Source organism: Wolbachia endosymbiont of Drosophila pseudotakahashii (assembly GCF_026015925.1).
Classification (GTDB): domain Bacteria; phylum Pseudomonadota; class Alphaproteobacteria; order Rickettsiales; family Anaplasmataceae; genus Wolbachia; species Wolbachia pipientis.
In genome coordinates, this window is record NZ_CP110359.1 from 625,323 (window position 1) to 639,417 (window position 14,095).

Annotated in this window: 10 protein-coding genes and 3 pseudogenes; all 13 read right to left on the bottom strand. The window is 35.9% G+C overall.

Going from position 1 to position 14,095, the window contains the following annotated elements; genetic code table 11:
* Positions 1-14: 14 nt before the first annotated feature.
* The 13 genes and pseudogenes from ONI09_RS03310 to ONI09_RS03370 all read right to left on the bottom strand — a co-directional run bounded on the left by ONI09_RS03310 (position 15) and on the right by ONI09_RS03370 (position 14,024).
* Complete coding sequence (locus ONI09_RS03310) at positions 15-281, bottom strand: phage tail protein (protein ID WP_265014392.1); 267 nt, start codon at positions 279-281, stop codon at positions 15-17.
* On the bottom strand, positions 281-2,551 hold the full coding sequence (locus tag ONI09_RS03315; protein WP_265014393.1) for a phage tail tape measure protein: 2,271 nt from the start codon (positions 2,549-2,551) through the stop codon (positions 281-283). The genes ONI09_RS03310 and ONI09_RS03315 overlap by 1 nt, the downstream gene beginning before the upstream one ends.
* A gap of 115 nt (positions 2,552-2,666) precedes the next feature.
* Complete coding sequence (locus ONI09_RS03320) at positions 2,667-2,921, bottom strand: phage tail assembly protein (protein ID WP_264374861.1); 255 nt, start codon at positions 2,919-2,921, stop codon at positions 2,667-2,669.
* A gap of 36 nt (positions 2,922-2,957) precedes the next feature.
* A complete protein-coding gene (locus ONI09_RS03325) occupies positions 2,958-3,464 on the bottom strand; it encodes a phage major tail tube protein (protein WP_265014394.1) in 507 nt (168 codons plus the stop codon).
* Between the two features lie 11 nt (positions 3,465-3,475).
* Positions 3,476-4,653: pseudogene (locus tag ONI09_RS03330) on the bottom strand (phage tail sheath subtilisin-like domain-containing protein).
* The gene (locus ONI09_RS03335; RefSeq protein ID WP_265014419.1) at positions 4,646-5,206 is read right to left on the bottom strand and encodes a hypothetical protein; all 561 of its coding nucleotides are present in this window, start codon (positions 5,204-5,206) and stop codon (positions 4,646-4,648) included. The pseudogene ONI09_RS03330 and the gene ONI09_RS03335 overlap by 8 nt, the downstream one beginning before the upstream one ends.
* Before the next feature lie 22 nt (positions 5,207-5,228).
* Complete coding sequence (locus ONI09_RS03340; RefSeq protein ID WP_265014395.1) at positions 5,229-6,242, bottom strand: IS110 family RNA-guided transposase; 1,014 nt, start codon at positions 6,240-6,242, stop codon at positions 5,229-5,231.
* A gap of 283 nt (positions 6,243-6,525) precedes the next feature.
* Positions 6,526-7,945: pseudogene (locus ONI09_RS03345) on the bottom strand (hypothetical protein).
* Positions 7,942-8,136, bottom strand: coding sequence for a hypothetical protein (locus tag ONI09_RS03350; protein WP_065094988.1), 195 nt, complete (start codon positions 8,134-8,136; stop codon positions 7,942-7,944). Before ONI09_RS03350 ends, ONI09_RS03345 begins: the two are co-directional and overlap by 4 nt.
* A 4-nt stretch (positions 8,137-8,140) precedes the next feature.
* Positions 8,141-9,325, bottom strand: a complete 1,185-nt coding sequence (locus ONI09_RS03355) for a hypothetical protein (RefSeq protein ID WP_265014396.1) — start codon at positions 9,323-9,325, stop codon at positions 8,141-8,143.
* Between the two features lie 6 nt (positions 9,326-9,331).
* A complete protein-coding gene (locus ONI09_RS03360; protein WP_265014397.1) occupies positions 9,332-11,260 on the bottom strand; it encodes a DUF4815 domain-containing protein in 1,929 nt (642 codons plus the stop codon).
* 15 nt (positions 11,261-11,275) lie between these two features.
* Positions 11,276-11,959 carry a hypothetical protein gene (locus ONI09_RS03365; RefSeq protein ID WP_265014398.1) on the bottom strand — a complete coding sequence of 228 codons (684 nt, stop codon included), beginning with the start codon at positions 11,957-11,959 and terminating at the stop codon, positions 11,276-11,278.
* Positions 11,960-12,049: 90 nt separating this feature from the next.
* A pseudogene (locus ONI09_RS03370) lies at positions 12,050-14,024 on the bottom strand (AAA family ATPase).
* Positions 14,025-14,095 lie beyond the last annotated feature (71 nt).

Here is a 14,095-nt window from a genome sequence, read left to right on the forward strand (position 1 = left end):
TTTTTCTCGTTGACTTACAAGACGGTATCTAAAACATTGCCCGTATTATCCACTAAAGGATAGGATACTTGATTTTCTATTGATTCCTTTAAATTTTTTAGTTGGTTTAAGCCATTAGAGTTATTAAGATAAATGACTCCTTCTAAATCTATATTTTCTACTCCCTGGCCAATATTTTGCAACAATGGAGCTTTGTGAATACACTCTATGGTATTCCAACGATTCTCTTTACTGCACCTTAACCCTGTTGGAGAAATTTTATATGGACCAAGTGAAAACATTAGTAAATAGGTTCTATTGGATCAAATAAAACATCTCGCGATTTTTCTCTTATTCTTTTTATTACTGTATCAGCAAGACTACGTACATCTTGGTTAGGTTCTGCTTTAATACTTATATTAAATGTAAAAGTTTGATTGAAAATTTTTTGTTCACACTTTTCACAGTCTTTTAAAACTTTCTCTGAATTATCTGCTACAGAACCTTTTTCTGTAATCACGCTAGCACTTTCAATATTCGTTCTACTATTCGAAATTCCACTAAAAGCATTATTATTTAATAAAGGATTTCCTTTACTAAAAACATTTCTATTTTCACTAGTTGCACTGCCTATTTTTGCTTCTACTGTTTTCTCTAATGCTTTTATTGGATTATCATTAAACAATTTTCCTATACTAATCCAATTTTCTATAGGTTTTGTAATTGATTTCCAGATACTTGAGAAAAAGTCCTTTACCTTTTGCCAATTAGCGATTACAAGTGCTGCACCAACTGATAGTCCAACAATAGCAGCTCCTATAGGATTGATTAGCGTTAAAGCTTTCAGTCCCATGATTACTGCTGGAATTACTCGTGCTGACAACGAAGTTAATACTGGCAAAAGTGTTCCATGCAAAATAGCATTAAAAGTTAATAGTCCACCTCCAGCCAATGCAAATGCATAACCAAAACCTACCACTGCAATCTTGCCAATAATAAGAGCTGAAATTATGCTCATAACTCCTGTAGTCAAAATTGGACACTTCTCTGCGAACCAAGCTATACCTGTAGATATAGACCTCAAAATCTTACTTATCCAATTTAAAGGAGGTAGCATAACTGACCCTAAGTTCATTCCTAGCTCTGCTATTGTATTTTTAAGTAGCTGCAAGTTATTTGCTGTAGTGCTTGCACGGTTATTAAATTCCTTTTGCATAGATTTGTTATACTTTTCTTTATCAGCCACAAAATCTATTGCTTTTTTATATTCTTCCAAACTCCCAACTATCAATGCAATATCATCTTGATATTCTTGACCAAAGAGATTGAGAAGGATTTGTGAACGTTCCTGTCTATCTACTTTTTCTAAAGTTTCAAAAAAATGAAGTAGAGCGTTTTGCCCGTTTTCAGCAACCTTTTGTGACATTTCCTCTGCAGTGATACCTATCGATTCCAATGCTGCTTTGAACTCTTTTCCTTGCCCTTCAGCAGTTTGAAGTTTAGAAAGCAGAGCATTGACAGCAGTTGCTGCTTTTTCAGGTTGTTTACCTAAACTAATGAAGGCATTTACTAAACTACTTGTCTGATTAATATCTAAACCAAATTGTTTTGCATTACCACCCACTCTAGCAAGTGCTTCAATCATATCGTTTGCCTTAGCTGCAGTATTATCTGATAGGTAATTTATAACATCACCAACTCCTTCCATCTTCTCTACTGCAATTCCATAAATGTTAGCGAGTTTAGCTATGGAATCACCAGCTTGTTCAGCAGACATATCAAATGCTGTGGCCATTTTAGCTACTGTTGTGGTAAATTCAAGCAGCTTACCTTTGTTGATACCAAGCTGTCCACCACTTGCAGCTATTTGTGCTAACTCTGCGGCTGATAATGGTATTTCACGGGATAATTTCTTCAATTCTCGAGTAAATATATTAGCTTCATTATCACCATTAAATTCTACTACTTTCCTAACGTCAGCCATAGCACTTTCAAAGTCAATCGCAACTTTAATTGGCGTTGCAAGCGAAAGTCCTAGTCCTATAGTTTCCATTACTTGTGATCTATAATGCGCTTTTTTTGCCAAAGCATTTTGCTGTTTTTGTATTACAGATCCTAATTTACTGTATTTTCCTTTTAGTACTTCAATAGATGAACCAAGTTTAGTTTGATCTCTCACTAAAGATTTGACATCCTTTCCACTTTTCCTGATTTCTTCATTTAATGTGTAAAGTGCATCTCTCTTTTTAATATAAGCCTCTTTTGCCTTTGATGCCGATGCTTTCAATTTTTCAAATTCATTTTTCAGTGCTTTGCTTGGTTCGTTTTTTTCCTTTTTTTCTTTAGTAATTGCTGCAGCTGATTCTTTTGCTTTCTTCTCCGCTTCCTTCCAATTCTTCATAGCTTCAAGGGCATCATGATTTAGTTGCTTAAATTTGGAAACAGATTTCATTGACGAATCAAGCTGCTTTATACTATCACCCAACTTAGAAAGCTTTGCTGCACTACCTTTCATTGCACTATTAAAACTGCCATCTAATGTTGCACCGATCTTTATTGAAAGCATTGACATTTTTTTGCTACTCCTTTACTTATTTCTATCCAGGATAAAAATTCATTTACATCCATATTAGTAATCTGCTCAATTCCACTTCCTGTTATTGAACTAAGTTTTAAAGTATTGAATCTTAAGTCCTCTGTTCTAAAGGCGACAAAAAATCTTTTAGCACCTTTTGTATTTCTACATAATCTTTAATACATAAATCTTCAACTGCTTCTTTTGGCACAGATGCTAGATTAGCAATTAAAGCTACCTCTTTCAAAGCTTCGCCTTCTATGCGTTCTATAGCAAGTAAATCTCTTACTTTAGGTTCACGCATCGATAACTCTGAGACAGAGATACTATCAACTGTTATTGATTCACTAAGTGTAATTGTTTTCATATTTTCCTCTAAAAAAATAAAATTTCAAATAAGTTTTCATATTCCTAAAACCGTTTGTAGCAAGGCCATCTGATCAACACCATTTATCTTTCTAATCATATTTTCAGCATCGATCTCTATCAGCTCATTGCCACCTATCGTAAGTTTATAATAATGAGCAGCTACAGTGCATTTTAGAGTGGCTTTTTCAGCAGGTTTCCAGCTACCAAAATCAAATTCTTTCAATATGCCCCTAAGGTTGATAATAACTCCTTCAACTTCATTACTTCCACTTCCTTGCATTCCACCACGAAGAGTTAAAGATACAGAGTTTCCATTTATCAAGCCAAATAGCCGAAAGAGTTCTGTATCGTATTCAGAAAAAGTGAAATCTGCTTCAAGCTTCTCCATGCCCATATCAATATTTATTGGAATATCCATACCACCAGCACGGTACTCCTCTGTTTTTATGGTAAGCTTTGGTAGCGTTATTTCATCTATTTTTCCTGCATAACCACGACCATCTACAAATACGTTAAAATTTCTCAGTATTTTGGGTAACACTTCGCTTTCTCCTAACTTATTACACTATTATTTACAAGATGGGATCTGAATATTATTTGCTCAGCTGGATATGGCGGTGTAAACTCAAAATCAAAAGACACTTTTCCGCTTGCAATATTTGCCGGTGTATTGAGTTCTGGAGTTGCATAACATTTTCCACTGATAATCGCTCCTTGCGTTTTTAAATTGGCCAAATAGGAATTCACCCCCTCAATCACATCATCTATATAAGTTTTGGTAATATTGCGATCAACTGCCCATAGATGAGATCTAAGTAAACTATCATTGATTAAATCTGCAGTCCTTCTCACTGACAAAAAAGCCCATTTCAAGTCATTTGAACATGTTCTATTGCCCCAAAGCCTATAGCCATTTTGATGAATTATCGTTGTTACTTCATTTTCACTTAAATGGTTTGCTCTACAATTTGTATTACCGAGCGTAAAATCAATAGGCCTGCTTGTTCCAACAATACCATTTATCTCTTTATTTGAAGGTGAGTGCCAAAATCTTTGTTTGCTATCTACTTTTGCTATTAAACCAGCTACAAATGGGCTTGCTGGCAAGGTTCCTTCTTTTCCTTCAGTAAACACCTTAACCCACGGATCAACAACATAAACTCTTGAGCTGCCTACACTTTTTCTCCATTTTATTGCTTCTTCATCATTGGTATTTGGTCCATCTGCAACAATAATTGCTCTTAATTTTTCTGCTATAGAAATTAAAGCACTCACTACTGAATTTACTCCATCTATTTCAGGTAACTGATGAGTAAACTGAGGTGCAATTAATATTCTTGGAACAACATGAACTATACTTTCACTGCTGAGAAATGCCTCTATCCCTTGATACTCTCCAGTCTCTTTATCAACACCGCCAATTATATTTTTCAGCGTCTCTTCTTCTTTTAATTTTGGATCACTTTCTTTAACTCTAATAACTACTACTGTTGCACCAATCTAGGAAAATATTCCATTTACTGCAGAAGGTAAACTGCCACTCTTTCCGAGTTTTGCTGCTTCCTTTAAGCTTCCTGCAACTAACACTGGTTTATTTAGCGGAAATTTTTGCTCATCAGCTTCAGGTGCAGTACCAATTACACCTATCACTGATGATTTAGCGTACGTACTGTTTTGGCTCCTGAGGTTACCTCAATAACATTTACACCATGTAAAAATTCTTCAGCCATTTCTTTGTATTTTTTTCCTGAAATCATCGAGCAAAGTCTTTAGCTCATTTTCACTCTTGGCTTCTTCAATCTTTCTCTTGGCTAAATCTTCAAGCTCTTCACATTTCATTATTTCTTTTACTGCTTTTTTCACTTTTTCCTCAATTATTTTTGCCATTTCAATAACCGTAATACCACGGACTTTTGCTAAAGGTTCTATAATTTCTTTATCCTTTTCATCTATAGATTCTGGTGCTGCTAGAATGCTTTTTGCGGCTTCCGCTTGAATCTCATAAGATTTAGCTTTTTGGTAAGAATGACCTGCATATTGGTGAGTATGATTATCATAATAGAAACGCATACTATCAAATGCACAAAGCTTCGCATTATCCAGTAACTCCTTTTGTATATCTTCTTTAGTACGCTGAGCAATTTCTCCTCCCTCTGTTAAACAATAACTTTTTTGCCAATCAAAATCTTCTGGTGCTTCATACCAATCATTTCCAGTTGGCTTGCTTTCAAGTGTTGTTGTTTCTACTTGTTTATGGTTTTCAAAACGTATGTAAATGCTCACAGTTTTTCTCCTATGATTGTTGTCAACTATAAATTTCATATTTTGTAAAATCTTTAAAAACCCAGTTGTTTTTAAGAGTATAGAAAATGGTTGTTAGAAACTTCCTAGCAGTTGCAGTAATAGCCTTAGCAGCACCACGCTTTTTTTTCACATGTTCATAAAAGCTTCTCAAATAAGGGCTATAACGTATAGCAATCCAAGTACACTGTACTAAAGAAGTACGACCTATTTTCGGTCCAAGTTTGGTAATCTTTCCAATTGTACATTGTTGATTAGATTGAGAAACTCGTGGTACAATTCCAAAATAAGCTGTCAGTTTTTCTGGATTACTAAAATTATTAATATCACCAATTGTTGCAACAAAGACAGCTGCAGAAATTGCACCAATGCCTTTAATACTGATGAGATTATTAAATCCAGGGAGCTGTTTGGCAAAAGCTATAATTTCCTTTTCAAGTTTTTTGAGACTTTCTCGAATAACTTCCAGGTTACTGCTAATCACTTCAATCTCAACCTTTTCCAAGTAACTCCAATCACGTTTACCTAGAGAGCGTTCAAATCCCGCTTTGGTTGTCAGTACTTCCTTTTTAATCTTTATTCCGTGGTAATTGAAAAGTCCATGCATTTTATTGATTAAAGATACCCGTGATTTTACTAACTGATCTCTTGTTTTAAGAAGAGAAACTAACTGTTGGCATTGTTTGCTCTTGCATTTTGCTTCAGGCAACATATCTTTGCTGAGAAAAAAAGCAATAGCTCTTGCATCATGTTTATCTGTTTTGTTTACAGAACGACGAATAACTTCAAATTGCAAGGGAGCAACCACAACAACAGGCTTAACGCAGGGTGACACTTCATCATAAAAGAAACAGCTATTCCCTGTTGCTTCAAAAGCTACTTCATCTGTTTCTCGAAGATCTTTAATAAATTTATCTAAATCCTGTAAGCGAAATGTTTTAATATGCTCTGGTTTTTCCTGTTCTAAATAACAAACAGTAAAACTATTAGTATGTAAATCAACACCTATATAACGCATAAATTTTCCCTCTTATTGAATACTCCAATATATCAGAGTAGAATATTACCGGTTGGTCCATTCTCCTATACGCGGTCACTAAATTTTATAGGCCGCACGATGGTTTTCGTTGGCAGGGGCGATTAATCTCCCTCACGAGGTCTTTTTCCTGTATACTGCAAAAAGCAGAAAGGGCCTCACAAAAACTTTCAACCTGCCACCTATCCACTCTGAGAAGTTATTATACCTTCTCATGCTTCCAACCAAGCAATAACAATTCATATCATCTCCCTCCCTATTTAATTTACTGCCAAATCTCACATGTGCTAGATAACCCTGGACATTGCCAAGCTTTTAGCGTTCTCTCCACATCTACTTCAAGTCCTGTAGTTAGAACATTGCTACGTATGTTATAAATCCCCCCACTGAATAAATTGACCATAGGTATATACATTACCTGAGAGCACACCTTCACTAACTTTTGTTCTGGAATATAAATAAGATGATGTGTAAAGTAATATTGCAACTGTTTTTCCTGCTGGAATTTCTACATTCCCAGATCCGGCTAACTTGCTATCAGAGCTTGTGTATTGGTAAACATTTTTCCATACTGTTTTTGAAATACTTGATTTATTAGAATTAGTATTATCAGGAGTTCCCACAAATAATCCTGCTCCCCCATACTCCGTACTCGAATACGATGATCCAACAAATTCTATTGCTTTATTTATGTTCACATTGGTTGTATTTTTTACAAATACTACTCCAAGTGCAGCATATGGGTAATAGTATATCTCATCATAACTACCCGAAAAGCTTTTTGTGCATAACTCTCCGTAAATAAATGTTCCCTTGCTTCCCTCTATAAAACTTAGTTGTCTTGGCCGATAAAAACTAACGTAGTCTGTATTGTACGTATGGCTACCTGCTAGTAGTTGTAACATATAGTCAGTTTTTGTTATATCACTACTCCACTTTCCAAGCTCTGTCGTAAAAGTTCCGTGGCCAAAATAATTATTTTTTCTGCCAAGTACACCAAATAAGAAAGGTAATGACCCTGATTCAACCATGTTGCGCTTTCTTATTTCATTTATAAGAGACGCTTTTAACTGTTCATCCCGAGTTTTTACCTCATTAAGGATGTTTTCAATTCGAGTTTCTATTTCCCTAATAATTGATGAGCCACTTGGCACATCATTAACAGTACGGAAGTTATTCACTAAACCTTTAAGACCATCTTTATGACTGTTACTAATGCTATTTATTGCTGCAATATTGGCATTCTTTCTCGTATCAAGTAGCGATAAATTTGTTGTTCCTTTTTCATCAATTCTCTTTAATAACTGCTTCTCTGATTCAGAGATCACTGCTAAAGAACTAGCTTTTTTATTATCCAGATCAGTTAAGTGTTTTTTTGCACTATCAAGAAGTTCTTTTAGCTTACCATCAGTCATCTGTACAATTTCAGAAACTGCACTTTTGTCGACTATTGATTCCAATGCTTTAGCAAGATATGCTAATTGATCTGGTGTACTGTTTTCTGCTAAATCCTTAAGCCTTTTTTGTAGTGCATCAATTATCTCTTTTACCTCAGTCATCTGCACAATGTCAGCAATAGCTTTTTTATCTGCTATCAATTCCAGCGATTTTGCAAGATATGCCAGTTGATCAGGTGTGCTATTTGCTGCTAAATCCTTTATCCTTTGGTATATTGCTTCTTTCATTTCCAAAAATTTAAAAAAGTCTCAAAATTAAACCGCTCAAAATTACTCTTAAGTTGATTATGCTCATCTTCTCTTTCGGTAATATCTTCATCTATTTTCTCAATTGTGGTACGGATACGAACAACATCCTGCACAGCAATATTTTCTGGATGTGGTAGTGTATATCCTCGTTTGCTTTGGTCATTTGGCATTGATTCAAGTAATAATCACTCGCAAATTTTTGACTTTAGGACGATAGACAACTGTTCCACTTAAAACCAATTTTATCCTTGTCTCATTGCCATTAAAGTTTGTCAGTATGTGGACTCTCTCTACCCAATTTTCTCCAATTGGTTTTCCTGATGTTAAATTTACTAATTGCCAATCCACATTTTTTTGCACATATGCTTTAACATCTGCAGTGCCAGGTATTAGCGCATCATATGTTATGGTGATCTTGGTGTTAGCTCCTGCTGTAATGCTTCTTGTAACATAATCTCCAGACTCTAAAAGATTACCCATAACTAGCTGTAACCCAGGATATAGCACTGGACTTTTTTCTTGCCCTCCTTTTAGGCTTGCTTTTACCGTTAGCTCTCCAGATAATCTTTCACGCAGTGCAAGTGGCAAATTATCAGACAAAAAGTTCTCTTTTCCCTCTTCATCTGTTAAGATAAATTCTACATTGGTATCAAATGCTACTTTTTCGACGTTCGTCAAAACAATTAAATCTGATACGTTATTTGCAGTAACTTTGCCCAGATCAATAACGTGAGAACTTTCGCTAAATTTTGCAGCTAGTAATCGCAACGTTAAATCTAAATTTTGATGTGGAGTCCACGTACTTCCATTGCTAGACGACAGTAATACTCCTACTTGATATGGCTGGCTTGTTACCCAACGGCTATTTACTGCATCATATTTGCCAAGTTCTGCTATTTTTACTGCAGTATCTGCATCATCAGTGAGTAGCACTATTGCATACTCCTCTCCTGCATGGCAAAACACTGGCGACCATTCTATACGTGTTGCTGTGCCATCTACTTTTATATCTTTCGGCTCAATATAACTTTCAGCAATGACAGTCTGCGAGGGCATTCCCACTGCTGTTTCTCTAATCTGCACAACAACACGTTTTTTGCCGCTATTTGTGAACCATAGCTCCACACCTCCTATGTGCCTACTCTCATTTAAAGTAAATGTTTGGGCTAAAGGATCAACTCTTCTTGCTGCGATAACTCTTCTTCTCTCTTCTATGGTAATTGTTTTTTTACCAGTATACGTTGTTTCTCCATAACTTCCCTTACCCCCATAAAACTGTACTAATTTAGTACCTGCTGGAATGTTTGCTGGGATTTTTATTTTTCCCTTTAATTTTCCTTGGTTGTTAGCTGTTAACATCTTTTTTTACGCTGTAGGTTGAATAATTATTCCGTCAAATTTTATCTCTTTAAGCTTCTCACTTGGCTCAAAACCTTCAATTTCAAAATTCTGTACTGCTTCTCTCATAAATTCAGCTTCGTATGAAGTACTTGACAGCAATTCTGTTGTTTCTTTAACATTAAATACTCTGGTTACTGGACTTTTCCAATTAGTGGTAACCTCTGTCCAGTGGTCAATGTTTTTATTTAGAGTAATTTGTCCCGGGACTGGATCAAAAGCTTGATATGGATTAATCTTTTCTCCTTTAGTCTGTAAAAGCTGCTCCAGTACCGGTTCAAGTTTATAAGGTAAAAGATAAGGTTCTCTACCTCTTTCAATATCAATGATTTCTACGTTTATCGGCAATATCAGCTCCCTATTTACTATTGCTGCAGATTGTGAAATTCCTTGATCACGCATATCATCATCAAAGAACGGATCTACAAATACCCCTTTTTTGGTGGTAGGTTCTCTTGAATTTGCATCACTGCATAAACGCTCCTGTGCAACAAGAGCATAAAGATCATTTATTCCTTTTTTCATTGCTTCAAGCTCATTCATCGGTACAGCATGAATAGCATTATTCACTATTTTTATCCCTCCTTTTTCGCCTTTTTTCCACGTCTGATGAATGTAGCAGAGCAAAAGTTGTCCAGAAGGTGCTTGAGGCATCGATGGTCTCCAAGAGTGGGAAATTCCTTTTATTCTTCTTACCACTCCTTTGCTATCGATAGTAATTAAATCAAAGCGGGGCATTTTCCAGGTGTAATCAATCAAAACCAAGCTGTTATCAACTGCTCCTTTTACTTTACACCCCTGCTCACTTATATCTTCAGGGCTTACGTGGGTACGGCAACGATAAGTTATTTGATAACTACTTCCAGGAGCTGGTTCTTTGCCTGGTAATAACCAATCGACGTTTCCTGCGTTTAGTTTATAATCTACACTATTTTCATAAATAACATTGCCTTGTTTAGTTTGAATAATCTCAAGTACTGCAGAGTCAGGTATCGGATCAACAGCTCCAGAGTATGAACCATGAGTAATGGTAATAGTTTTTTGAACAATTATATCTACTTTTTTGATTTCACTTATTGGAAAATCATTAACTTTTAGTTCCATTACTCTTTGGCTATTTGGCTGAAAAGTATGTGGTTCTGATTCAACTAATTTTATATCAGGATCTTCATCAAAGGAAACACGAATACTATGAGGTAACTCAATTTCATAACCATCAACATGAGCTTTTCCCTCATTAATCACAAATATTTCTCCACCTTTTTCGTCCTTTTGCAAAAACATTACTTCAAGACCATTTACAACGTAGGAACCATTTGCTTCTTTGTCATAACGAGCAAGCGCAGTAGTTACTATATTTGCTTGTGGTGGCGGTGAATGTTCTATCAATACTCCATTTTCAATATTGTAAATTGGATAAAACTCTCCTTCAGAAAAACGTGGAGAAAGACCTTCAAATTGATGACCCCAAATGGTGGAAACTTTAAGCCTTGCTGCCCCTACTTCCTGATAGTTTCTTGTACCAACTGCAGGATCACGAAGATTTTCATCCTCAAGTTCTGTAATCGTAGATTCTACATAATAAACACCTATGCGAACTGTGGTACTCAGTGGAATAACAAAATCTTTTGCCTCTACCTTTCTCACTGCTCCACGAAGATAGATTTTTCCTCCCTCAAGTGTAGCTTTACCAGTTTCTCTATCTATAATACAATTGCTTCCTGTTATAACATCACCATCGCGAAATATTGCATCACCTATGCCTTTGAGCTTAGAGAGAGCATACTCCTGAGTCTCGTTTAATTCTGCTGACTGTAGACCTCTTCCTGCTAGAAACAAGCTTTTTTCGTATTCTTTGTCAGGATTAAAGCGGTTATAATAGCTATTTAAGGTCATCTTTTTTCTCTTTTTCTAAAATGTCACTACAAACGAAAAAGTTTCCCTGGTTGCTGAAGTCCTAATGAGCGGTACTGTATGCTCTAAAACTAATAAGATCCCTGGGTCTTCTATATCTTGTGGTTCAAAATACCTTTGTCCAGGAGGCAATTTTTCTTTTACCCTTGTACCAACCATAACTCCTAGTTCCCTTATCACTTGATTTGCTGCATCCGTGAAATCGAAAGTAAATTTAAGGTACAAATTATTGGTTGGTACATTTGAGGGCCTAAACCTTCCAGATGGAGTTATAAGTTCACCGTTTTCATCACCTGTGCAGAATAGCACTTCGTCTGCAGTACGTCTGCCAAGTTCATTGAGCAGTTTTTCAGAAGTTATCAGCTCTGGTGGTGTGCTTTCACTATACTCTACAGTAACTTTATCACTTACTGGAATAGAGCTATTTTCCGTACGTTTTATCACACCAGTACTGCCATTAACTGTATAGTCAATACTTGGCTGATAAGCTGTTTGCCCTGTAACAACCTTCACATCTTTAATAGGTTGATGATCAAATTTTATTTCACCCTTAACGAAAGTTTTTTCTACTTTGTGGCTACTTTCCCAACTTGAATCACCTGTTCCCCAAGCAAGATGGATAGATTGCTTTTTGATGCTGGCTGCTATTGCTGCTCTTCCTGACTGTGTGAGTATTGACATTTTTAATTAAGCCCCCTATATTATATATGTACGGTGAGTTCAAAATTCGTCCGCAAAAATCAAAATATTTTTTTATATCAGAAAAATTTTTTAGGAGAATAGCTCAGCTCCACAGCTAAACTTTCCAACGCCGCGAGCAAATGGTCCGCTAGGAATGTCAAGCCATTTATCTTCTTTTGAACCAGTAGCCATTCCCTTAACCAGCTTCCGTGTTTGTAACAGCTCTTGAACTATACGCTCCATTCTATCTCTTCCTATACTGTGAAACTCCTCAGGTAGTCTATGCCGCTGTTTATACACTCCTGTACTTCCTGTATGGGTAAATGGATGTCCAGAAATTGCTGCTAGTGTAATTGCAGTTATAAGATGCTGCTTTGAATCTTTTTCGTTCATATTTTTTATTCTTAATCTTTCAGTTATGTCCTCTAACAATCCTGTTTCTTCATTTCTTAAATAAGTGCGTAAAGTGCGATCAGCCAAACCGTTTGATTTAACAATTGCTCCATAAAATAATGCGTTCTGTCTTACAGATTCTCCTATTGATTTAAAAATTGTCGGTTTAGCTGCATCTTCCACAGACCAAAAAGCGTATGAACACCTAACACCATTAACAAGAGCAGATGTACCTCTAATGGCATCACGTGCTTGCTCAACAGTCGATATAGGTTTTTCACTTTTTGGCTTTCTCATATGATGGGCAGTAATTATTGATGCTCCAGTGCTACCTGCTAAATCAGATAATAAAGACATCAAATAATCGCCTACGGCTGGGTCAGTATTTAAATCAGCATGCACAAATGATGCAAAATGATGCAAGTGGATCAAATACGATTAATTTTAAGTCTTTTATTTTATTAAGTTGTTTTGTTATCGATTCAAATTCAGGAGAAGTCTCTATAACTTTACCTGAAACACTCTTTATGATTGTAAGTGATCCACTAACATTTGGTAATGGTACAATAAAGAGCCTATCCTTATATTTTAATCTCTCGCATTGTGAGTCAAGACGCTCTAAACGGCGATGTATTTCACTCATATCATCTTCTGCTGAGAAAATTACCACAGATCCGTGTTCAGTAACTAAAGGACCAAAACCACATGGCTGATCTTTTCTACTCGCAACTTTCAGTGCTAAATCAAGCAGAAGCATACCTTTACCAGTATCTCCCATTGCAGCTAGAATAGATGTCACTCCTAAAGGAAATAACCCTTCAACAAGAAACTTTTGCTCTGGTACTGGACCTATAAAACGTTCTACGCTCCATTCTTGAATATTAAGCAATTGCTTAACAATTACTTTTCTCGAGTTACTTTCAATGAATTCAGAAATGTCTATATTTGCTTGTACACTATCTGCTGCATCCCATCCCTTTGGTTTATTCTCCGGTATTTCAAGAAGAGTAAGTGATAAAACACCAAGAAAAGTAAGCTTTTTCACAACTTTCTCAGCATATTGTTTGCCTGGTTCATCATTGTCTGGCCAAATAATAACATGCTTACCCTTAAGTGGTGACCAGTCTGTTTTCTCTATTGGTGCATTTGCTCCTAACATTGCAGTTGTGGCAGTCATACCTTGTTCTATTAGAGCATCTGCACACTTTTCGCCTTCAACTAAAATCACCTTATCAGATTTCATAATACCTGAAATATTATATAAAGGCCTGATCTGTGGTGGAGTAAAACTAGACCTTTTTACATCAAAAGGAAGATATCTTTTTCCTGAATCAGTGTTATAACGATAAACTGTAGCAATCACTTGATCACTTTCATCGTAATAGTTCCATGATGCCGTTGGTTGACCTAGAGTGTTATTTTTTTCCGAATAACCAATCCACTTAGCAATATCTTCTATCGTGTCAGTAAATTGATTTTTTCCAGTAACAGCAGCCCAAAGATCAAAAATATCTCCTCCTTCTTCGGTAGAAAAATCGTGCCATAATCCTGCTTTACTGCCAGTTAACTCTACTATCATACTTTGTCCTTTATTGCCTTGTAGATCACCTACATAGAACTTATCACCACGAAAAGTTCCTCTTGGCAGTAAATAAGAAAGACATGACCTTATATTTGATAGGAGTTAAGTTCTTAACTGTTCTTTCTTCCCTAATAATTTATAATGTCCATTTCTTTGTGAAC

Excerpts from the sequence above, each read along its gene's own strand:
- ONI09_RS03315 (WP_265014393.1), bottom strand. The coding sequence starts at position 2,551 with ATGTCAATGCTTTCAATAAAGATCGGTGCAACATTAGATGGCAGTTTT.
- ONI09_RS03355 (WP_265014396.1), bottom strand. The coding sequence starts at position 9,325 with ATGTTAACAGCTAACAACCAAGGAAAATTAAAGGGAAAAATAAAAATC.
- ONI09_RS03365 (WP_265014398.1), bottom strand. The coding sequence starts at position 11,959 with ATGTCAATACTCACACAGTCAGGAAGAGCAGCAATAGCAGCCAGCATC.
- ONI09_RS03320 (WP_264374861.1), bottom strand. The coding sequence starts at position 2,921 with ATGAAAACAATTACACTTAGTGAATCAATAACAGTTGATAGTATCTCT.
- ONI09_RS03360 (WP_265014397.1), bottom strand. The coding sequence starts at position 11,260 with ATGACCTTAAATAGCTATTATAACCGCTTTAATCCTGACAAAGAATAC.
- ONI09_RS03310 (WP_265014392.1), bottom strand. The coding sequence starts at position 281 with ATGTTTTCACTTGGTCCATATAAAATTTCTCCAACAGGGTTAAGGTGC.
- ONI09_RS03340 (WP_265014395.1), bottom strand. The coding sequence starts at position 6,242 with ATGCGTTATATAGGTGTTGATTTACATACTAATAGTTTTACTGTTTGT.
- ONI09_RS03350 (WP_065094988.1), bottom strand. The coding sequence starts at position 8,136 with ATGCCAAATGACCAAAGCAAACGAGGATATACACTACCACATCCAGAA.